17 protein-coding genes and 1 tRNA gene are annotated in these 19,994 nt (G+C 70.2%); 8 read left to right on the top strand and 10 right to left on the bottom strand.

Translation table 11 applies throughout. From position 1 onward, the window contains the following. Positions 1-18: 18 nt before the first annotated feature. Together ABJF88_11415 and ABJF88_11410 are read right to left on the bottom strand one after the other, a co-directional pair. Complete coding sequence (locus tag ABJF88_11415; protein MEP0547531.1) at positions 19-3,198, bottom strand: two-component regulator propeller domain-containing protein; 3,180 nt, start codon at positions 3,196-3,198, stop codon at positions 19-21. 68 nt (positions 3,199-3,266) lie between these two features. Continuing rightward, the gene (locus ABJF88_11410) at positions 3,267-3,950 is read right to left on the bottom strand and encodes a response regulator transcription factor (GenBank protein ID MEP0547530.1); all 684 of its coding nucleotides are present in this window, start codon (positions 3,948-3,950) and stop codon (positions 3,267-3,269) included. A 225-nt stretch (positions 3,951-4,175) separates the two neighbouring features. Here ABJF88_11410 and ABJF88_11405 point away from each other — a divergent pair, with 225 nt between their 5' ends. Continuing rightward, the gene (locus tag ABJF88_11405) at positions 4,176-4,685 is read left to right on the top strand and encodes a DUF6252 family protein (protein MEP0547529.1); all 510 of its coding nucleotides are present in this window, start codon (positions 4,176-4,178) and stop codon (positions 4,683-4,685) included. A 171-nt stretch (positions 4,686-4,856) separates the two neighbouring features. Here the strand turns inward: ABJF88_11405 and ABJF88_11400 are convergent, their stop codons facing one another. The 3 genes from ABJF88_11400 to ABJF88_11390 form a co-directional block, all read right to left on the bottom strand. Further along, positions 4,857-6,047 carry a pyridoxal phosphate-dependent aminotransferase gene (locus tag ABJF88_11400; GenBank protein MEP0547528.1) on the bottom strand — a complete coding sequence of 397 codons (1,191 nt, stop codon included), beginning with the start codon at positions 6,045-6,047 and terminating at the stop codon, positions 4,857-4,859. Positions 6,048-6,314: 267 nt separating this feature from the next. After that, the gene (locus ABJF88_11395; GenBank protein ID MEP0547527.1) at positions 6,315-6,875 is read right to left on the bottom strand and encodes a hypothetical protein; all 561 of its coding nucleotides are present in this window, start codon (positions 6,873-6,875) and stop codon (positions 6,315-6,317) included. A 162-nt stretch (positions 6,876-7,037) separates the two neighbouring features. Next, complete coding sequence (locus ABJF88_11390; protein ID MEP0547526.1) at positions 7,038-7,298, bottom strand: DUF3098 domain-containing protein; 261 nt, start codon at positions 7,296-7,298, stop codon at positions 7,038-7,040. A 174-nt stretch (positions 7,299-7,472) separates the two neighbouring features. Between ABJF88_11390 and dacB the strand changes: the two genes are divergently transcribed. Together dacB and mreD are read left to right on the top strand one after the other, a co-directional pair. Then, positions 7,473-8,936 carry a D-alanyl-D-alanine carboxypeptidase/D-alanyl-D-alanine-endopeptidase gene (gene dacB, locus ABJF88_11385; protein ID MEP0547525.1) on the top strand — a complete coding sequence of 488 codons (1,464 nt, stop codon included), beginning with the start codon at positions 7,473-7,475 and terminating at the stop codon, positions 8,934-8,936. 115 nt (positions 8,937-9,051) lie between these two features. Beyond that, complete coding sequence (mreD, locus tag ABJF88_11380; GenBank protein MEP0547524.1) at positions 9,052-9,522, top strand: rod shape-determining protein MreD; 471 nt, start codon at positions 9,052-9,054, stop codon at positions 9,520-9,522. 68 nt (positions 9,523-9,590) lie between these two features. On the opposite strand, the gene ABJF88_11375 is transcribed toward mreD, so the two are convergent. The 5 genes from ABJF88_11375 to thrA all read right to left on the bottom strand — a co-directional run bounded on the left by ABJF88_11375 (position 9,591) and on the right by thrA (position 15,502). Next, positions 9,591-10,424 (bottom strand): 2,3,4,5-tetrahydropyridine-2,6-dicarboxylate N-succinyltransferase, encoded by an 834-nt coding sequence (locus ABJF88_11375; protein MEP0547523.1) that lies wholly within the window; start codon positions 10,422-10,424, stop codon positions 9,591-9,593. 134 nt (positions 10,425-10,558) lie between these two features. Next, on the bottom strand, positions 10,559-11,461 hold the full coding sequence (dapA, locus tag ABJF88_11370) for a 4-hydroxy-tetrahydrodipicolinate synthase (protein MEP0547522.1): 903 nt from the start codon (positions 11,459-11,461) through the stop codon (positions 10,559-10,561). Positions 11,462-11,595: 134 nt separating this feature from the next. Beyond that, the gene (dapB, locus tag ABJF88_11365) at positions 11,596-12,360 is read right to left on the bottom strand and encodes a 4-hydroxy-tetrahydrodipicolinate reductase (protein ID MEP0547521.1); all 765 of its coding nucleotides are present in this window, start codon (positions 12,358-12,360) and stop codon (positions 11,596-11,598) included. Further along, the gene (locus tag ABJF88_11360) at positions 12,360-13,022 is read right to left on the bottom strand and encodes an MBL fold metallo-hydrolase (GenBank protein ID MEP0547520.1); all 663 of its coding nucleotides are present in this window, start codon (positions 13,020-13,022) and stop codon (positions 12,360-12,362) included. The genes dapB and ABJF88_11360 overlap by 1 nt, the downstream gene beginning before the upstream one ends. Before the next feature lie 2 nt (positions 13,023-13,024). Further along, a complete protein-coding gene (gene thrA, locus ABJF88_11355; protein ID MEP0547519.1) occupies positions 13,025-15,502 on the bottom strand; it encodes a bifunctional aspartate kinase/homoserine dehydrogenase I in 2,478 nt (825 codons plus the stop codon). Positions 15,503-15,664: 162 nt separating this feature from the next. On the opposite strand from thrA, the gene ABJF88_11350 reads away from it, so the two are divergent. The 5 genes from ABJF88_11350 to ABJF88_11330 all read left to right on the top strand — a co-directional run bounded on the left by ABJF88_11350 (position 15,665) and on the right by ABJF88_11330 (position 19,778). Further along, positions 15,665-15,737: transfer RNA gene (locus ABJF88_11350), tRNA-Ala, on the top strand. A 270-nt stretch (positions 15,738-16,007) separates the two neighbouring features. Beyond that, positions 16,008-17,435, top strand: a complete 1,428-nt coding sequence (locus tag ABJF88_11345; protein ID MEP0547518.1) for a mechanosensitive ion channel family protein — start codon at positions 16,008-16,010, stop codon at positions 17,433-17,435. 216 nt (positions 17,436-17,651) lie between these two features. Next, positions 17,652-18,086, top strand: coding sequence for a type II toxin-antitoxin system HicB family antitoxin (locus ABJF88_11340; protein ID MEP0547517.1), 435 nt, complete (start codon positions 17,652-17,654; stop codon positions 18,084-18,086). Between the two features lie 208 nt (positions 18,087-18,294). Continuing rightward, on the top strand, positions 18,295-19,209 hold the full coding sequence (locus tag ABJF88_11335; protein ID MEP0547516.1) for an alpha/beta fold hydrolase: 915 nt from the start codon (positions 18,295-18,297) through the stop codon (positions 19,207-19,209). Further along, on the top strand, positions 19,206-19,778 hold the full coding sequence (locus tag ABJF88_11330; protein ID MEP0547515.1) for a nitroreductase: 573 nt from the start codon (positions 19,206-19,208) through the stop codon (positions 19,776-19,778). The genes ABJF88_11335 and ABJF88_11330 overlap by 4 nt, the downstream gene beginning before the upstream one ends. Positions 19,779-19,994 lie beyond the last annotated feature (216 nt).

Raw genomic sequence — 19,994 nt, 5'->3', positions numbered from 1 at the left:
GCGGCAGACGACCGTTGATCACCACGAGGGGCGGCCATTCGGTCGCCCCTCCGTGTTCTGCGCGGCGGCGTCGAGCGGGACGGTGACGCGGACTTCGGTACCCGTCGGCTCCGTGGTCCGCAGGTCGAAGGTGCCGCCGAGGTCTTCGGCGCGGTGGCGCATGTTGCGCAGGCCGTAGCCGGTCAGCCCGTCGTCGGCGTCCCCGTCGCCCGTTGCCGCAGGTTCTGCCGTGCAGCCGTCGTCGGTCACGCTCAGTTGGAGCCGGGCGTCGTCGAGGCGGTGAAGTTCGACGTGGAGCGCCGTCGCGTCGGCGTGTTTGAGCGCGTTTGTGACGGCCTCCTGCGTGATGCGGAAGAGGTGGAGCGCCTGGATCGGGGAGAGCTGCACGCCCTCGGCGCCCTCGGCCGAGCACGTCGCGACGGGCTGCGTGCGGTAGCGCGTCTGCTGCTCGGTGAACTGCCGCACGCGGCGGATGAACGCCTCGACGGAGACGGCCTCCTGATCGAGCGCCCAGATCGTCTCGCGGAGCTGCGCCATCGTCCGCCGCGCGTCGCCCTCCAGCATGTCGAGGTGCTCGCGGGCGCGGTCGGGCTCGTCGGCGCGGGCAGCGAGGTGGACGAGCTCGATGCCCGAGATCATCGTGGCGAGTTGCGCGCCGACGTGGTCGTGGAGGTCGCGGGAGATCCGCTCGCGCTCGGCCTGCACGCGGCGCTCGGCTTCGAGCGTGCGCATCCGCTCGCGCAACCGGCGTGTGGCGACGAAGCGGACCACGGCGACGAGGCCGGTGAGGAGGCCGAGCCCGGTCGCGAGCCGGAACCACAACGTCTGCCAGAACGGGGGCACGATGTCGAAGGCGAACCGGGCCTCGCGCGGGCTCCACACGCCATCGCTGTTGGTGCCGCGCACGTGGAGGACGTAGCGGCCGGGCCGGAGGTGGGAGTACGTCGCGTAGCGCCGCGTCCCGCTGTCGGTCCACCGCGCGTCGAGCCCTTCGAGGCGGTATGCGTAGCGCGTCGCCGCCGGGGCGTCGAAGTCGAGCGCGGCGAACTGGAAGGAGAGGAAGTTCTGGCCGTGCGCCAGCCGGAGCGGCGTCCCCGCGCGCATTGCTTCGCGGAAGGGGTACGGGCTCCCCATCACCTGCACATCCGTGAGCGCGATCGGCGGCGCGTACGTGCGCTGCTGAATCGCCGTGGGGTCGAAGAGGTCGAAGCCCTGCACGCCCCCGAACGCCATCGCGCCCGAGCGCAGCCGCAGCAGCGAGTGGCCGTTGTACTCGTCGCCTTGCAGCCCATCGGACGCCGAGAAGGTGACGGTCTCGCCGGTGGCGGGATCGGAGCGCGCGAGCCCGCGGTTCGTGCTCAGCCACAGCCGGCCGTCGGCGTCTTCGAGGAATCCGTAGACCACGTTGCTCGGCAGGCCGTCGGCCGTCGTGAGTGCCGTGAAGGTGCCCGTCGCGGCGTCGAAGCGGTTGAGCCCGCCGCCGTAGGTGCTGACCCAAAGCGTGCCGCCGCGCGTCTCGCCGATGTGGACGACGCTGTTGTGGCTGAGCGAGCCCGGCCGCGCGTCGTCGTGGCGGTAGGCCGTCACGGCGCCCGTCGCGAGGTCGATCACGTCGACGCCGCCGCCCCACGGGCTCGCCCACAGCCGGCCCGCGCGGTCGAGGTGAACGGCGTAGGTGTTGCGGTTGCTGAGGGCGAGGTCGGGCCGCTCGTCGAGCAGGCAGCGGAAGGCGTTGGGCTCGGGGTCGTAGCGGCAGGGGCCGGTGACGTAGCTCGCCACCCACAGGCCGCCCGTCCCGTCGCGGTGGAACGAGACGATCCCGCCGATGGGCTGACGGCGGCCGTCCGGCAGGAGGCGGGGCACGAGTTTGTAGCGACGCGTCTCCGGGTCGAACCGTCCGCCCGACCCGACCCACACGCGGCCCTCGGCGTCGACGGTGACGGCCCGCTGCGCGTCGGTCGGCAGATCGGAGTTGGCTTGGGTGAATCGTTCGAACCGACCGGTCGCCGGGTCGTAGCGCGCAATCCCGGATGTGAACGAGCCGAGCCAGAGCCGCCCCTCCGCGTCCTCCCCGAACGCGCCGACGTCGGCCGGCGGCGACGCAGACGGCAGGGCCTCGGGCTGATGGATGAGCGCGCCGAACGGCGCGGCGCGTTGCTTTGCCACGCCGTTCCCCCACGTCCCGACCCACAGCAACCCGCTCTCGTCTTCGAACAGCGTCCGCAGCCGCGCCGGGATGAGACCGTAAGCGAACTCCGGGCGCTGTCCCACGGGGCTCACCGCGCCAGAAGCCGGGTCCAGCACACTCAGCCCCCCTCGGTCCGACCCGACCCACAGCGTCCCGTCCGCGCGCGGCAGGATATCCGACACGCCCCCCACCGGCAGCCTGGCCGGATCAGCTGCGTCGAACGGATACATCGTCACCGCACCCGTCGCGGGGTCGAGGCGCGTGAGGCCCGCCGAGGTTCCGGCCCAGACCGCGCCACCGGGGGCTACGGCCACAGCCGTCACGACGGAGTCCGTCGTCAGGAGCCACGCCGTGTCCGCCCCCGTCCGGGTGTCGAGGCGCACGAGGCCACGGTTCGTGCCAAGCCACAGGCCGCCCGCCGCGCCGGTGGCGAACGTGCGGACGAAGGGGTACCCGAGCGCGGCGTACGAACGGAACGTCTCGGCCCCCGGGTCGAACCGGAACAGGCCGGCCCCGTCGGTGCCGAGCCAGATCATCCCGTCCGGCCCCTCGTGGAGCGCAACCACGCGCCGCGCCGCGCCCGCCGAGTCCGGTACGAACGACCGGAACGTCTGCGTGTCCGGCTCGAAGCGTGCCAGCCCGCCGCCGAACGTCGCCACCCACACGCGCCCGCGCGCGTCCACGAGGATGTCCTCGACCGACGAGTGCGGAAGCGAGGTCGAGTCGGCCGCCGCGTGGCGAAAGACGGTAAACGTGTGCCCGTCGTACCGATTCGCCCCGTCGTCGGTGCCGAGCCAGACGAACCCCTCGGCGTCCTGCGCGACCGACGTAACGGTGCTCTGCGAGAGGCCGTCCTCCACCGTCAGGTGGTCGAACACGAGGGCGCGCGGCTGCGCGCTCGCCGGAGCGACGAGCCATCCGTACGGGCACGCGGCGAGGAACGCGCAGCCCATCAGCAGGACCGCAGCACGGAGCATCAGCAGGACCGCAGCACGGAGCAGGAGACGCAACGAGGGTGGGGACGAAGCGAAGAAGGCGGCGGGGCCGCGCAAAGTACAACGCCCCGTCCAACCGGGAGCTACGAGTCCAGCAGTCTGTTCTCGATCGCGACCCGCACGACCGAGGCGCGGGAATGGACGTGGAGCTTCCTGTAGATATTCTTGATGTGCGTCCGGACGGTGTGCGGCGAGATGTGGAGGCGGTCCGCGATCGCGTCCTCCGTGTCCGCTTCGACGAGGCGGTGGAGCACGTCGAGCTCGCGCTCGGTGAGGTCGAACGTGGCGGTGGGCGCCTCGACGGGCCGGGGCTCCCGCGGGGTGGTCAGCGAGGTGGTCCGCGCGTGGGCGAGCACCCGGCGCGCGACGCCCGGCGACATCGGCGCCCCGCCCCCGGCGAGTTCGAGCACGGCCCCGACGATCTGATCGGCGGCGGAGTCTTTGAGCAAATAGCCCGACGCCCCGGCTTGGATCGAGGCGAAGATGCTGTCGTCGTGCTCGAAGACCGTGAACATCAGCACGTCGATCTCGGGGTGCGCCGCCTTCAGCCGCCGCGTCGTCTCGATGCCTGAGAGCCCCGGCATTTCGATATCCATGATCACGACCTCGGGCCGGGTGTCGCGCGCGATGACGTCGATCTGCTCCAGAAAGGCATCGCCGCTGTCGGCCGTGAGCACGAGCTCCACGTCGGCGAAGAACCGGAGGCGCTCGGTGAGGCGCTGCCGGAAGGCGGGGTGGTCTTCGACGAGGGCGACGCGCACCGGCATGGCGAGGGCGAGAGCGTGAGGAGGGTTCGCAAGGTAGACGCGCGCCGTCGGGCGAGCAATCCCCGGTTCCGGGTAGGCCGGGCTGGTATACGGCCGACCCTCGCCCTCGAATCCCCCGATCCGGCGATTGCGACGCGTGGACCGCGCGCCCCACCTTGGGTCGTCATCCTTCTCACGCCGTGTCCGCCGCGCGGCACCCCCGACGCCTCAACCTTCTTCCCTCCGATGCGCCTTCTTCTCTCCCTCCTGTTCCTCGCTCTCTTTTTCACCGGCTGCGACAGCGCCGACGACGGCGGCGGCGATATCGCCCTCGGCTCGATGACCGCGGAGATCGACGGTCAGGACTGGAACGCCGCGAACGCCACCATCACCGACCTCAACGTGGCAGGCAACCGGACGCTGACGATCAACGGCGCGCGGGTCGGCGCGGAGATCTCGACCCTCAACGTCAGCGTCACCGCGATCGGCGGGGCCACGCTCGGCACGGGCACCTACACCATCGGCGACGAAGCTACGGACAACGTGTTCGGTACGGGCGCCTACGCCCCTTCGCCGGGCCCGCAGGCCACGTATCTCGCCACCTCCGGCACCCTCACGATCGACGCCATCGACGACGACGGCGCGCGGGGGACGTTCTCGTTCACGGCCGAGCGGCCGGACACCGGCGACATGGTCACCGTCGCGAGCGGCCGGTTCAACGTCGAGTTCGGCCCCAGCATTCCGACGTTCCCCTGAGGTCCGGCGGCCTGAGGAGGCAGCCCGCGAGCACACGCACGGCCGACTTGTGGTGGGGCGGCCCTGCGTATCGAGTCCGGCTCGTTGGGCTGCCTCCTCGGGCTGCTGTCCGCCTCGCGACGGTGAGCCAGACGCGGACGCGCCGCCTCAGCGTCGCGCACTGAACGGCCGCTACGCCGGGATCTGCTGCTCGAACGCGGCCAGCAGATTCCGGCAGGCCTCTTCGAGCACGGGCATCCTTTTGGCGTAGCAGAAGCGCAGGAAGTAGCGCCCGTCCTCCGGGTCGGCGAAGAACGAGTTGCCGGGCACGGCGGCGACGCCGGCCTCTTCGATGAGCGTCGCGCACGCGGCCTGATCGTCCTCGAAGCCCGCGCGCTTCTTCGCCAGCGCCTCGAAGTTCGCGAGCACGTAGTACGCGCCTTCGGGCCACGCGAAGTCGAAGCCGCAGCGCTCCAGCGTCTCGCACATCAGCGTCCGCTTCGCCGCGTACGCCGCCTGCATCTCGTCGAAGTACGCCGCCCGGTCCATCTCGAACGCCTCGGCGACGCCGTGCTGCAACGGGGACGGCGCGCAGATGTAAATGAGGTCGCTGATGAGCCCCATCCGGCCGATCACCTCCTCCGGTCCGACGGCGTAGCCGAGCCGCCAGCCCGTCATGTTGTACGTCTTCGAAAAGCCGGAGAGCGTGACGGTCCGCTCGTACGCGCCGGGGAGCGAGCCGAACGAGACGTGCTCGCGCCCGTCGTAGGTCATGTACTCGTAGATCTCGTCGGTGATGACCCACAGGTCGTGCCGCTCGGCGATGGCCTGCATCCGCTCCAGCTCGGCGCGGTTCCAGACCTTCCCGCACGGGTTCGACGGCGTGCAGACGAGCACGGCTTTCGTCCGCTCCGTGACGAGCGCCTCGACCGCGTCGAAGTCAATCGACCAGTCGGGTGCCGCGAGCCGGGCGACTTTCCGCGTGACACCAAAGAGGTCGAGCAGCCCGGTGTGATAGCCGTAAAACGGCTCGAAGACCACGATTTCGTCGCCGGGCTCGAAGAGGGCGAGGCACGTCGCCACGAACGCGCCCGTCGAGCCGACCGACACCATCACCTCGTCGTCACTGTCGACGGGGAGGCCGTTGTAGCTCCGCGCCTTCTCGGCGATCCCGGCGCGGAGCTTCGCGATCCCCGCGTACGCCGTGTAGATCGACTTGTCGCCGTCGATGGCGGCGTGGGCGCCCGCTTTGATCGGGTCCGGCGTCGGGAGGTCGCAGATGCCCTGCCCGAGGTTGATGCCGTCGACGGCGTTGACGGCGAAGGTGACGGCGCGGATGTCGCTCTGGCGGAGGGCGTCGGTGCGGGAGGCGAGGGGCTTCATTGAGGATCGGAGTCAGGGGAAAGGCAGAGACGCCCCGGCGGGACGTCTGTACGGTCACCCCAACAATACCGCAGCCGGGCACTCGAAGCACAGTCGGGGAGAAGATCGCCGCGCAACTTCGCCTGTCCCGTTCAACCCTCTGTCATTGCGAGGAGCGTAGCGACGCGGCAATCTCCTGCGGTCTGCTGATGCGAGGAGATTGCTTCGCTGCGCTCGCAATGACAGGATTGATAGAGTGGTCGCGCTTCGTCGCCGTGCAGAGACAGGTTATAAATCCCCGAGGTCATCGTTCCACAATCGCGGATCGTATTTGCCACCATCTAGTGACGCTTGCCTGTCCTCCTCACGCCGAAGGCCATCTCGGAGATAGTAGAGGATAGCGTGCGCACCTCCCTGAGAGATGATGCAGTTGTACGCAGTCGTTCCATTCGTGTAGTGGAGTTGGACAGCATTCAACACGTTGGCCAGACCAGTAAAGCAGATATCCACAGCCTCCTTGGTAGCCGTCGCCAGAGGCTCCGCCGGGTGGCCGAGAGCAAGCGCAAGGTCGCGGTGGGCGATCCGACGGTTCCGCCAGTCGTTGGCGAAGCGAGCATCCTTAACAACCGTCTCCACTTTCGACTCGACTTCGACCCTCAACTCGTCCGATTCAATGAGCGGTGCCAAGCGTCTAACAGTCAGGTTCGGTTTATTGTATGACTTCGGATGCGCAGTCAGGCGACAGATTCCGAGCAGCGCTTCGGACCAAAGCAGTTGCTGAACTATCCAGAAGAACTGCGGTGCCGTCTCATTGAGAATGTCAAGACGGCTTGGCTTGGTGGCATACAACTCGACGAATTGCTCCCAATATGAGGTGAGAGCTGGTCAAGCTCTGCGAGAGCGCCGAGAACAGAGATCCCAACTCATCACCCATCGCAGTACAGTACTCAGCTTTCGACTCTTCTGCTGTCCTGTTCATATGGAAGGGTTAGAGGGCTGCATAGCTATTAACTAAGCCGCGTCCTCTTCTACCTCTTTTGGGCGCCAGAGGATGGCGGCGATGACGCCGAGGTAGCCGCCGAGGATCAGCAGCGGCGCGACGTAGAGCGAGAGGAACCCGTCCACGGCGTTCTCCACCCGCATCAGCACGTAGCCCACGACGACGAGCGCGACGCTCACCCCCAGAATCAGGTAGTTCGTGCGAGCGAACACCATCCGCGCCGTGCGGGCGGCGGGGCGGCGGGAACGACGGGTGGCAGCGGCTTTCGCCATGAGATCGGGAGTCGGTGGAGGCAGCGCGCAATATACCCTGCCTCCGCAGCGCTCGCCAACGGACAGCGGGGCCGGGGCACACGATTCGCACAGGGTTGGGGGAACCCGCGCAGGCGCCGTGCCGATAGAGTACGCTAGCCCCCGCACACTCACGATCCGCCGCCGCCCCGCTCCATGCGAGCCTCCCGTCCCCTCCTCGTCCTCGCCGTCGCGGCCGTGCTGCTGGCCCTCGCGCTCGTCGCCGCGCCGGGCCGCTCGCTCGAAGCCTCGTCGGCCGCGAGCGACGCTGCCATCCGCAACGCCATCGACGCCGTCGTCTCGAACGACAGGCTGCCTGATGCGTTCTGGGGGATCTACGTCCAGAATCTCAAGACGGGCGAGGTCGTCTACAGCCAGAACGCCGACAAGAACCTCATGCCGGCGTCGAACCTCAAACTCGTCACGACGGCGACGGCGCTCGACGCGCTCGGCGCCGACCACCGCTTCGTCACCGGGCTCTACTTCGACGGCACCGCGAGCGACTCGACGCTGCGCGGCGACCTCGTCCTCCGCGGCTCCGGCGACCCGACGTTCGGGAGCCAGCTCTACCCGCCGGACCCGCTCCGCGCGTGGGCCCGCCAGCTCCGCGCGATGGGCGTCACCCGGATCGAAGGCCGGATCATCGGCGACGACGACGCCGTCGACGACCTCCCCTACGCCGACGGCTGGGACATCAGCTACATCGCCACCGAGGACTGGGCGCAGAGCGTCGGCGGGCTATCGTATGCCGACAACCTCGTCACGCTGAAGATCGCGGGGACGCAACCCGGCGAGCCGGCCACGATCACGCCGGACCCCGCCGGCTACGTCGACGTCCGCAACGACCTCACGACGAGCCGGCGGCGCGGCTACAACCCCATCCGCATCCGCCGCACCGTCGGGACGAACCAGATCCACATCGAGGGCTCGGTGTCGGCGGGGTACGAGGGCGCCGCGCGCATCCCGATCCAGGACCCGACCGGCTTCACGCTCAACGCCTTCGCCGACCGGCTCCGCGAGGCCGGCATCACCGTCGCCGCCGAGATCCGCGACGCCGACGACCTCGAAGAACCGCCGAGCTACGACGACGCGCCGATCTTCGTCCACCTCTCGCCGCCGCTGCTCGAGATTTTGAAGGCGATCAATTTCAAGAGCAACAACCTCTTCGCCGAGCAGCTCTTCCGCACGTTCTCGCGCAACGGCCTCCCGATCGGCGGCGAGCAGCGCGTGATCGAGTTCCTCGAAAAGGCGGGTGTCGAGACGACGGGCATCTCCATCCGCGACGGCTCGGGGCTCTCGCGGAAGAACCTGATCTCGCCCGAGACGATGGGCGAGATGCTGGCCTACGTCTACCGCAGCCCGATGCGCGACGCCTACGTGAGCACGCTCGCGCGCGGCGGGCAGGAGGAGACGACGCTGCGCTACCGGCTGGCCGGCCTCCCCGTCCGCGCCAAGACCGGCGCCATCGAGCACGTCCGCACGCTCTCCGGCTACGTCGCCGGTCCCGACGAGACGCCGTACGTGTTCGTCGTCTTCGCCAACAACTTCACGAGCCGGTCGAGCCTCGTCTCGCTCGCGGAGAACGAGGTCGTGATGGCGATCGCCTCGGGCGGGCGGTGACCCGACACGCGGGGCGTCGGCGCTGCCGCTCCCGCACCCTCGCCTATCTTCCCTTCTCGCATCTCCTCCGTCCGTAAATTGGGCGGCTCCTCTCTCTCACCCGCTCCCGTCCCCTATGCCCGTCGTTCTCCGCCAGGTGCTCATTGCCCTCGGCGTTGTCGCCCTCCAGTGGCTCCTGTTCGGCCGGCTCAAGCTCTGGGGCGCGTACCCCGACGTGGTCCTGCTCTACGTGGCCTACGTCGGCCTCCGGTTCGGGCGGGCGAGCGGGACCGTCGCCGGGTTCGCGACGGGCTTCCTGATGGACGTGCTCTACGGGACGTGGGGCATCCAGATGTTCATCAAGACGCTGCTCGGGTTCGTGGTCGGGCTGTTCGTGTCGGAGGGGTCGGAGGGGCCGAGGCTCGGCCCGTTGCAGAGCGGCGTCGGCGCGCTCGGGCTCGCGCTCGTGCACAACGGGTTGTTCGTCGTCTTCCTCGCGCTCGCCAACAGCACGCGCTCGCCTACGCTCATCACGTCGCTGTGGATCGGCTCGGCGGTCTACACCGCCGTCGTCGCCGTGGTGTGGAGCTTGATTCGGTCCCGCTGACGCAGGAGTTTCGGGTTCGAGGTTGTGGGTCGGGAGTGAGAAACCCCGAACCCACCACTCCGAGCACCCTACCGCAGTGCGTCTTCGAGCGTCGTCGCCGCGTCGGTCGAGGCGTCGCGGTACTTCACGATGCAGGCGGCGCTGAGGCTCAGGCCGTGCTCGCGGCCGAAGTCGGAGTCGACGGCGCGGGAGCCGGGGACGAGGACGGCGCGGGCGGGGATCTCTAGCTGCCCGTCCTTCGCCCGCAGCACGGTCTCATTCGCGAGGTCGTACACCCGCGTCGAGCCTGTCAGCACGACGCCGGCGGCTAGGACCGCGCCCTCGCGTACGACGCACCCCTCGTAAATCCCGCACCCGCCGCCGACGAACACGTCGTCCTCGATCACGACGGGCACCGCGCCGATGGGTTCGAGCACGCCGCCCACCTGCGCCGCCGCCGAGAGGTGCACGCGCTTCCCGATCTGCGCGCAGCTCCCGACGAGCGCGTGGGAGTCCACCATCGTCCCCTCGTCCACGTACGCGCCGACGTTGACGTACATCGGCGGCATGCAGACGACGCCGCGCGCGACGTGCGAGCCGCGCCGGATCGTCGAGCCGCCGGGGACGATGCGGACGCCGTCGTCTTTACCGAACTGCTGCGCGGGGAACGTCCGCTTGTCGAAGAACGAGAACGGCGGCGCGGAGAAGTCCTCGATCTCGCCGAGCCGGAAGCCGAGGAGGATGCCCTGCTTCACCCACCCGTTCGCGCGCCACGCCCCGTCGCTGCCGCGCTCGGCCGAGCGGATCTTGCCGGCTTCGAGCGCTTCGAGGAACGTCTCGAAGTCCCGCAGCGCCGCGGCGCGGTCAAGGGCATCGGCGGGCTGGTTGGCGTGGTGCTCGATCGTGGCGCGGAGGTCGGACATGGTGTGGGGAGTCGAGGAGGCGAAGATTCGGGGAGACGAGGATGCGGAGGCGAGATGCAGCGGGGATGCGGGGTTCGAACACACGGTCTCTTCGAGCCGTCGTCTCTTCGATACCCCGCCTCTTTCCCCCGCGCTTACTGCTCGACGGCCGAGCGGATGTGCGGGCGGTAGGCGTCGAGCACGCGGCGGTGCGTGTCGGCGGTGACGGCGTCGAGCGGCGGGCGGACGGCGGCGCTCATCATCCCCATCTCGGCGAGGACGGCTTTGACGGGGCCGGGGTTCGACTCGAAGAACGAGGCGCGCATCGCGTCGAGCAGACGGAAGTGGAGGGCGCGCGCGCCCTCGAAGTCGCCCGCGAGGCCGAGGCGGACCATCTCGGATACCGCGCCGGGGACGGCGTTGGCGATGACCGACACGAGCCCGTCCGCGCCGAGCGCGAGCATCGGGAGCGTGAGGTCGTCGTCGCCAGAGTAGACGCCGAAGCCGTCGGGGCGCTGCGCGAGGAGGTCGGTGATCTGCGCGAGATTCCCGCTGGCCTCCTTCACCCCGAAGACCGCCGGCACCGCGTCGGCGATCCGCAGCGTCGTCTCGGCGGTGATGTTGGAGCCGGTGCGGCCGGGGACGTTGTAGAGCAGGATTGGCGCGTCGGCTGCGTCGGCGATGAGGGACACGTGGCGGACGAGGCCATTCGGCGTCGGCTTGTTGTAATACGGCCCGACGACGAGGAGCGCGTCGGCCCCGGCGTCGACGGCCTCACGCGAGAACTCGACACTCTGCGCCGTGTTGTTCGTCCCCGTCCCGACGATGACGGGGACGCGCCCGGCCGTCTGCTCGACGGAGATCTCGACGAGGCGCCGGCGCTCATCGTGCGTGACCGTCGGGTTCTCGCCCGTCGTACCGAGGACGACGAGCGCTTCCATCCCACCGTCGATCTGGAAGTCGATCAGCCGCCGAAAGGCGGCCTCGTCAATCTGATCGTCAGCGGTGAACGGGGTGACAAGGGCAGGGGCGGTCCCGCGAAAGAGGAGGTCGGCCATCGGGAATTCAGGAAAGGGAGGAGAGGATCGGAAGGTAGAGACGGCCCGCCGGGGCGTCTCTACGGAATGGCGCTGTGCTGATGCGAAGGTAGAGACGCAGCATGCTGCGTCTCAGCGGGATGGCGCAAGCGGAGTCACCCCATCTCGTCCAGCATGTCGTCGAGCGTGAAGAGCCCGGCGCGGCCGTGGACCCACTCGGCGGCGCGGACGGCCCCGGCGGCGAACGCCGAGCGGCCCTTCGCGACGTGCCGAAACGCGAGCGAATCCACCGCGCTGTCGAAGCCGACGGTGTGCTCGCCGAAGACGTGCCCGGCGCGCGTCGACGACACGTGGAGCGCGGCGGCGTCGATCCGGCCGTGCTGTGTCTCGGGCTCGATGCGGGTCTTACGGCTGAGCCCGGCAAGCAGTTCGTCGGCGAGCAGGAGCGCCGTCCCGCTCGGGCTGTCGACTTTGCCGGTGTGATGGACTTCGTGTACGAAGGGGTCGTAGTCGTCCAGCTTCTCCAACAGCGGCAGCGCGCCACGGATCGCGCGGACGAGCACGGCCACGCCGAGCGAGAAGTTCGGCGCCCAGAGCAGCCCGTTCTGCCCCTCCTCCACCCAACCGCGCACCTTCTCTATCTCGTCCGTCCACCCCGTCGTACCGACGACGGCGTCGAGCCCCCAGAAGCAGTACTGGTGGAGGTGGTCGAGCGCGACGTCGGGCGTGGAGAAGTCGATGGCGAGGTCGGCGCCGTTCAGCTCGGCGTCGGGGTCGCGCACATCCGCGAGCGGGTGCGATGCGTCGAAGCGGGCGACGATCTCGTGCGGGCCGCCGGTGACGACGGCCTCAACGGCCTGCCCCATCCGGCCGGTCCCGACGAGGGCGATTTTGAGCGAATCGGTGGACGAGTCTGGCATCAGGCGGCGAGCGAAGAGATGAAGGCGCGGAAGCGGGCGGGGTCGCGCAGCGGCGGCCCGTGCCCGAACACGACGAGGTTGGGGGCGAGGCCGGCCAGCTTGCGGGCGGAGGCGCGGTTCTGCGCCGGGTTTGGGGTGAACACGGTGGGCGGCTCGCGGAGACCGGGGATCGTGGTGAGGAGGTTCATCCCGTTGAGCACGTCGCCGAGGATGAGCGTGCGGCCGCGCTCGCGCCAGTAGACGACGTGGCCCGGCGAGTGCCCCGGCGTCTCGATCACCGTGAAGCCGCCGACCTCGTCGCCCTCTTTCAGATAGCGGTCGACGGGATGCGCCGGGCCGGCCTGCGAGCGCATCACGCGTGTGAGCCAGTTGTCAGGCATAACGGGGCGGAGGTCGCCGGACGTCATCGCGTCGGCGTCGGCGGTGCCGCACCAGAGCGGAATCCCGAGCGTCTCACAGACGGCATGGCTCGCGCCCTGATGGTCCGGGTGGGCGTGCGTGAGGGCATGCGCCGTAACCGTGTGCCCCCGGAGCGCACGGAGGATTTTCTTCGCGTCGCGCGACGTGCCCGCGTCGAAGAGCACGCCGCCCGCGAAATAGGCGTTGACGCCGTTCCGGGGCATCAGCGGGAGGTGATACAGGTCATCGGCGAGTTGCTGCACGGCTACCTCATGGCTTCGGCGGCACGGACGATGTCGGCGAGGAGGACGGAGGCGGTGATCTCGGCGCTCGCGCCCGGCCCCTGCACGATGAGCGGCTCTTCGGCGTAGCGCTCGGTGTGGAAGGCTACGACGTTCGCCGCGCCGCGCAGATCCGCAAGCGGCGAGTCCGGCGGCAGCGTCCGCACGCCTGCGTGGATTTCGTCCGGCGTGAGGAGCGAGACGTACTGCATCTGCTCCCCGCGTTCGGCGTGCTCACGGACGCGGCGTTCCCACGCGGCGTCGTGCTCGGCGAGCCGGTCCCAGAAGTCGGTGAGGGGCACGGCGCGCAGCGCCTCGGGCACGAGCGATTCGACGCGGACGGCGTCGGGCTCTGGCCGCAGCCCCATCTCGCGCGCGAGCGTCAGCAGCTTGCGGCCGACATCCTCGCCGGAGAGGTCGGCGCGGGGGTCGGGCTCGGTGTAGCCGCGCTCGGCGGCGAGGCGGACGGCAGCGGAGAACGGCGTGCCGTCGCGGAGGGCGTTGAAGAGGAAGGCGAGCGTGCCCGAGAGCACGCCCTCGATCCGACGCACGCGATCGCCGGTGCGGATCAGGTCGCGGAGCGTCGAGATGACGGAGAGCCCGGCGCCGACGGTCGTCTCGTAAAGGAACGGCGCCTCGCCTTCGCGGGCCGCCGCTCGCACGGAATCGTAGAAATCGAGCCCAAGCGTGTTTGCCTGCTTGTTCGGCGTGACGACGGCGGCACCCGCGCGGAGCCAGTCGGGATAGCGCCGCGCCACCTCCTCCGACGCCGTGGCATCGACAACGACAAGCCGCTCCAGCCGCGCCGCCGCGATCCGCTCGGTGACGGCGTCGAGCCCACTGCTGTCGGCCGCGTCGAGCCGCTCACGGGCTCCGTCGAACGCGAGCCCGCGCTCGTCCCATGTCAGCCGCCGCGAGTCAGCCAGGCCGACGAGGCGGAGGTTCAGCCGCTGCCGCTCCAGCAGGTCCGGCGCTTGCCGGGCGAGGAGGTCGAGCAGCTTCCGCCCGATCGTTCCCGCCCCGACGACAACGACGTGCGCGCGGAGGCGGCGCAGCGGGAACGCCTCGTGGAGCGCATCCACTGCGCGCGGCGCATCGCCGTCCGCGACGACGGCCGAGAGGTTATGCTCCGACGCGCCCTCGGCAATCGCGAGCACGTTGACGCGAGCCCGCGCGAGCGTCGCGAACATCCGCCCCGCGAGGCCGGGCACCTCGCGCATCCCCTTCCCGACACCCGCGAGCACGGCCACGTCGGGGAGCGCGCGGATGCCGTGGAGGTCGCCGCGCTCGCACTCGCGCTCGAACTCCTTTTCGAGCACGCGGAGCGCGTGAGCGCGGTCGCGGTCGCGGACGGCGAAGCAGAGGCTTCCCTGACTCGACGCCTGCGCGATGAGGAGGACGGGGAGGTCGGCGTCGGCGAGGGTCTCGAACACGCGCGCCGTGAGGTCCGGCACGCCGATGATCCCAGCCCCTTCGAGCGTGACGAGGGCGGCGGCGCGGACGGCGGTGATGGCGCGGATGTGCCCCTCGCCCGGCGGCGGCTCGGCGACGATGAGCGAGCCCGGCGCGTCGGGGTTCATCGTGTTTTTGATGCGGAGCGGGATGCCTTTCTCTTCGAGCGGGCGCATTGTGCGCGGGTGCAGCACCTTCGCCCCGAAGTGCGCGAGTTCGGCGGCTTCGCGGTACGAGAGGTGGGCGAGCGTGAACGCCTCGGGCGCGATGCGCGGGTCGGCCGAGAGCACGCCGTCGACGTCGGTCCAGATCACGACCTCGTCGGCGTCGAGCGCACCGCCGAGAATCGTCGCGGTGTAGTCGCTGCCCGAGCGGCCGAGCGTCGTCGTGACGCCCTCGTCGGTGGAGGCGACGAAGCCGGTGACCACGGGGATCGTACCGGCATCGATCTCGGCGAAGCGGGCCCGCGTGAGGCGCTCGGTCTCGGCGAAGTCGACGGCGGCCTCGCCGAAGGCGTCGTCGGTGCGGACGAAGGCGGTGGCGTCGAGCGCGACGGCGGCGTGCCCGGCCGCCCGGAACGCAGCGGCGACGACGGGCACCGACAGCCGCTCGCCGGCCGAGATGATGGCGTCCTGAAAGCGCGGCGTGCACTCGCGCAGGAGGTAGACCCCGTGGAGGAGTTCGGCGACGTTGTCGAAGATCGGCTTCAGCGTCGCGTTCAGCGCGTCCCGCTCGCCGTCGAGAGCGAGCGCATCGACGGCCTCGGCGTGGCGGGTGCGGAGCGCGGCGAGGCGGTCGGCGTGCTCGCCCGTCCGCCCCTTCGCCGCCTCGATCGCCGCCAGCAACACGTCCGTCACCCCGCCAAACGCCGACGATACGACCACGGGCCGCACCGCCTCAGGCATCGCTGCCACGAGGCGGACGACTTCGCGCACGCGGTCCGGCGTCCCCACCGAGCTCCCCCCGAATTTGGCGACGCGGATGGGCCGGGCGGAGTCAGCGAGCGACATCGGAGAACGGGAGGGATGAGCGAACGGGAGGGGGCTGCAAGATACCGCGCGGGGCGGATCGGTCGGTGCCCGTCGCGGCGCGTCCGTTCTTCGCCCGCTCTCCATTGACACGCCCGGCGTGGGCTTTGTAGATTGGGTGTTCTGCCGGCGACGGTAGGCCTCGGGGCTATAGCTCAGTTGGTAGAGCGCTGCAATGGCATTGCAGAGGTCAGCGGTTCGAACCCGCTTAGCTCCACAGCATCGAACGCCCGCGTCTCTCTCCGAGCGCGGGCGTTCTGCATTCCGGGGTATCGACGGCCCGCCGTTGGTGGGCACGGCGCATCGGGCGACCGGCGGCCTGCGGCCTGCGGGAAGACGGTTGTAAATCCGGTGACGTAGCTGCATCTTCCAAACTTCCTCCGCCCCGATTCGCATGGGCGACTGATTTCGCCGTTGCGGTGAAGCTCATCGGCCGCGCGGAGGCAGCGCACGGGTTTCTCGGTCCTTCCTCCTGCACCGCCAGAGTATGAGCGCACGCCCCCTCCGCCAGCTTCGGCTCTCGCTCGTCTTCGTCCTCGTGTTCGGCGTGGCTTTCGGCGTGGCGTACACGCTGGCCGGCGCGCCGGCGATCTCGGAGGTGCGGTCCCTGCGCTGGCTCTTCGCCGGATTCCTCGCCGCGCTGGGCGTCTTCAGCGTCCAAGTCATCCGGTTCTTCGTACTCGACGTGGTCTTCCTGCGCGCACAGGGGCACCGGGCCCCCGCGCTCGTCCATGTCGTCGTCGCGATGGTGCTCTACTTCGTGCTGGGGCTGCTGATCGCGGGCGGCGTCTTCGGGCAGAGTCTAACCGGCGCGATCGCCACGAGCGCCGCCGCCTCGGTCGTGCTCGGCCTGGCGCTGCAGGACACGCTCGGCAACTTCTTCGCCGGCATCGCGCTGCAGATCGAGAAGCCGTTCCGGCTGGACGACGTCCTCCGCACGGACGGCATGGAGGGCCGCATCGAGTCGTTCAACTGGCGCACTACGACGATTCGGACGACGGACAACGCGCGGATCATCATCCCCAACAGCGTCATGGCACGGGAGCCGCTTGAGGTCTTCGCGCGGAGCCAGAGGAATCGGCGCATCGTCCCGATCCCGGCCCCCTACGGCGCGCCGCCCCGGCACATCATCGGGCTCATCCGCTCCACCGTCGCGGCCGTGCCGGGCGTGGCCGAGCGGCCCGCGCCGAGGGTCCGCATCGGGGCCTTCGATGCGTCCTCCATCACGTACGACGTGCTCTACTGGGTCGAGGACTACATGGAGGTAGCCGAGATCGACTCGCAGGTCCGCGAGCGCGTGTGGTACGTCTTCGCGCGCAACGGCATTACCATCCCCTTCCCCCACATCGAGTTGCTCTACGACCGGGACGGGCACAGCACGAAGGCGCTCGACGCGGCAGAGGAGCAGGTGCGCGAGCGCGACGAGCAGCTCGGCCGCGTCGCCCTCCTCGCGCCGCTGACGGACGAGGAGCGGGGGCGCCTCGCCGAGCAGGCCCGCACCCTCCTCTTCGGCCCCGGCGAGCAGCTCATCCAGGCGGGCCGCGAAGGGGGGTCGATGTTCGTCGTGCTGCGTGGCCGGATCGAGATCCGCGTCCCGGACTCGGACGGACGCCCCCTGGCGCTGGCCGAGGTCGGGCCCGGCGAGGTCCTCGGCGAGATGGCGCTGCTGACGGGCGAGCCGCGCTCGGCCGATGCCTGGGCGCTCGACGAGGTCGAGGTCATCGAGGTGCGGCGGGCCGAGATGCGCCGGGTGCTCGCCAACAACGAGGCCCTGGCCGAAGCGCTCGCCCACCAGGTCAGCGTGCGGCAGGAGCAGAACACGAAGGCGTTCGCCCGCACCGACGGCGAGCCGGCCGAGACCACCGAAGCGGTGTCGCTCCTCCGGAAGATCCGGCACTTCTTCGACCTCGCCTGAGCCGCTGCACGCCTGCTGCACCCGACGGCGCGGCTCCCTCTCCCCCGGCCGCGCGTCCTGAGGAGGTGGAGAAGCCGCAGGTAAAAAACGGCGTGGGCTTAGCGCCGGCATGGCGCATCCGATAAAGCGACCACACCCGCTGGATCTCGCCGCCGCGCCCCCTCTGAGCGCGCGCGCCCCCAGCGGCTCCCGACGCCTCCACGTACCGACTCTGCTATGTCTGCCAACACCTACGTCGTCATCGCCCGCCCCGACCCGCAGTCCGCCGGCCGCTACCTCGCCTCGTGCCCCGACATCCCCGGCTGGTTCGCCACGGGCGGCTCCCCCGCCGAAGCCTCCGCGATGGGGTCCGAGATCGTCCGAGGCATCGTCGCCGAGCGGAGGGCCAACGGCGGCGAAGTCCCGGCCGTGAACATGCACGCGGTGCAGGTGACGGTGGGCACGCCCGTCGCCGCCCGGCCGCCCGCGATGCCGGCGGCGCCGGACGCCAGAGAGAGCGAGCCCAAGCCCTCCGCCCCGAACTCCACGCTGGCTTCGATCGTGGCCCGGAGCCGCGAGCACCGGCCCACCGAAGGCGGCGACGGCGAGAGCACGTCGGCACCGTCGCTGACGCAGGGGCGGATCCTCAAGAACAACGCCCTCGACGCCTGAGCCCACCTCCGCGTCCCGAGAAGGAAGCAGCCGCCCGCGCCTCTGAAGAGCGCGGGCGGCTTCGCTATATCCCGGCCTCGCGCATGCGCTATCCGCTGACGTATCGGACGCGGACCGGGGACGGATACGCCGAGCGCCGAGGCCAGCGCAGTGCGGGGATCTTCCGCCCCGCCGCGCGCGTGGGGAGCCCCCACCCGACCCTTCGCCGATGCGCCGCTTCGCCCTCTTCAGCCTGCTCCTCCTCGCCGGCTGCACCTCCGTTCAGAACACCCTCTACACCGCCGGGCTGAAGGCCGAGCGCCGCGGAGCCGATCTCGACGCACGCACGGTGGAGACACCGACCGGCACGATCGCCTACCTCGAACGCGAAGCGCCGGGCCAGACGGTCGTCCTCCTGCACGGGTTCGCCGCGAACAAAGACAACTGGGTCCGCTTCGTTCCCCACCTCCCGGACTCGCTCCGCCTCGTCGTCCCCGACATGCCGGGCCACGGCGAGAGCACGTTCGACCCGGCGGCGACGTACGACGTGCCGGCGCTCGTGGACGGCGTCGTGGCCGCGCTCGATGCCATCGGGCTGGACCGGTTCCACCTCGCGGGCAACTCGCTCGGCGGGCTCGTCGCCACGCGCATCGCGCTCGACTACCCGAACCGCGTCGCGTCGCTCTTCCTCCTCGATCCGGCGGGCGTGGAGCCGCCCGACCCGAGCCCCTTCCGCGAAGCGCTCGCCGCCGGCGATAACCCACTCGTCCCCACGACAGCGGCTGGGTACGACAGCCTCGTCGCCCTCGCCTTCAACGACCCGCCCGACCTGCCGTGGCCGGCCGGCGACGTCCTCGCCCGTGCCTACGCCGAGCGCGCGGAGGAGAACCAGCACATCTGGCGCGACATCAACAGTCCGCCGATGCTCATCACCGACGAGTTGCCCGCGCTCGCGATGCCCGTCTTCCTCCTCTTCGGCGCCGACGACCGGATCATCGACCCGTCGAGCGCGCGTGTCTGGGCCGAACGTGTGCCGGACATTCGTGTCGTCCTCCTGCCGGACGTCGGCCACGCGCCGATGCTCGAAGTCCCGCGCACGACGGCGCGCTACTACCTCGACTTCCTCCAGCACCTCGCCCCGTGAGCCCCGCCGATCTCCCCGTGCCCGACGCCGTCGCCGCCCTCCTCCGCTCGCGGCGGACGGTCCACCTCTTCGAGCCCGAGCCGGTGCCGGACGATGTGCTCCTCCGCGCTCTCGACCTCGCGCGGTGGGCGCCAAATCACCGGCTGACCGAACCGTGGCGGTTCGTCCTGCTCGGACCGGAGACGGCCGCGACCATCGTCGACCTCAACGCACGGCTCGTGGCAGCGGCGCGCGGTGCGGCGGCGGGCGAGGCGAAGCGCGTGCGGTGGGCTGCGGTCCCCGGCTGGCTCGTCGTGACGTGCCGCGTCTCGGAGGATGCGACGCGCATGCGCGAGGACTACGCCGCGTGCTCCTGCGCGATTCAGAACTTCCAACTCTATCTCTGGAGCGAGGGCATCGGCGTGAAGTGGACGACGGGGGCCGTCACCCGCGAGCCGGCGTTCTACGACCTCGCAGGCCTTGACGCCGCGCGCGAGACGGTCGTCGGGCTGCTGTGGTACGGGAAACCGGCCGTCGTGCCCGAGGCGGCGCGGCGCTCGCTGGAGGCTGTACTGACACGCCGCCCCTGACTCGTCGGACACCCGTCGACCGGCACCCTCCGTGCGTGTGATCCCGCGGCCGGTGCAGTCCGTACCCGCCGACGTGCGGTTCGTATCAACGGGCCCTCCCGACGCTTCCCACTCGACGTATCCTTTGTCGCCCAAAGCGAGGACGCACAGTATTTCTGGTGAAGCGTGGAGCCTCGCGCCCAGATCTTCGTTGCAACGATCTTCACCTCCCCCACG

This window comes from Rhodothermales bacterium (assembly GCA_039944855.1).
Lineage (GTDB): Bacteria > Bacteroidota > Rhodothermia > Rhodothermales > JANQRZ01 > JBBSMX01.
This window is presented reverse-complemented; position numbering and strand designations above follow the sequence as displayed.

What these genes read in the sequence shown, in the direction of transcription:
- ABJF88_11390 (MEP0547526.1), bottom strand. Translation starts at nt 7,298, where the DNA reads ATGGCGAAAGCCGCTGCCACCCGTCGTTCCCGCCGCCCCGCCGCCCGC.
- dacB (MEP0547525.1), top strand. Translation starts at nt 7,473, where the DNA reads ATGCGAGCCTCCCGTCCCCTCCTCGTCCTCGCCGTCGCGGCCGTGCTG.
- ABJF88_11405 (MEP0547529.1), top strand. Translation starts at nt 4,176, where the DNA reads ATGCGCCTTCTTCTCTCCCTCCTGTTCCTCGCTCTCTTTTTCACCGGC.
- ABJF88_11335 (MEP0547516.1), top strand. Translation starts at nt 18,295, where the DNA reads ATGCGCCGCTTCGCCCTCTTCAGCCTGCTCCTCCTCGCCGGCTGCACC.
- ABJF88_11345 (MEP0547518.1), top strand. Translation starts at nt 16,008, where the DNA reads ATGAGCGCACGCCCCCTCCGCCAGCTTCGGCTCTCGCTCGTCTTCGTC.
- thrA (MEP0547519.1), bottom strand. Translation starts at nt 15,502, where the DNA reads ATGTCGCTCGCTGACTCCGCCCGGCCCATCCGCGTCGCCAAATTCGGG.
- dapB (MEP0547521.1), bottom strand. Translation starts at nt 12,360, where the DNA reads ATGCCAGACTCGTCCACCGATTCGCTCAAAATCGCCCTCGTCGGGACC.
- dapA (MEP0547522.1), bottom strand. Translation starts at nt 11,461, where the DNA reads ATGGCCGACCTCCTCTTTCGCGGGACCGCCCCTGCCCTTGTCACCCCG.
- ABJF88_11340 (MEP0547517.1), top strand. Translation starts at nt 17,652, where the DNA reads ATGTCTGCCAACACCTACGTCGTCATCGCCCGCCCCGACCCGCAGTCC.
- mreD (MEP0547524.1), top strand. Translation starts at nt 9,052, where the DNA reads ATGCCCGTCGTTCTCCGCCAGGTGCTCATTGCCCTCGGCGTTGTCGCC.
- ABJF88_11400 (MEP0547528.1), bottom strand. Translation starts at nt 6,047, where the DNA reads ATGAAGCCCCTCGCCTCCCGCACCGACGCCCTCCGCCAGAGCGACATC.
- ABJF88_11375 (MEP0547523.1), bottom strand. Translation starts at nt 10,424, where the DNA reads ATGTCCGACCTCCGCGCCACGATCGAGCACCACGCCAACCAGCCCGCC.
- ABJF88_11410 (MEP0547530.1), bottom strand. Translation starts at nt 3,950, where the DNA reads ATGCCGGTGCGCGTCGCCCTCGTCGAAGACCACCCCGCCTTCCGGCAG.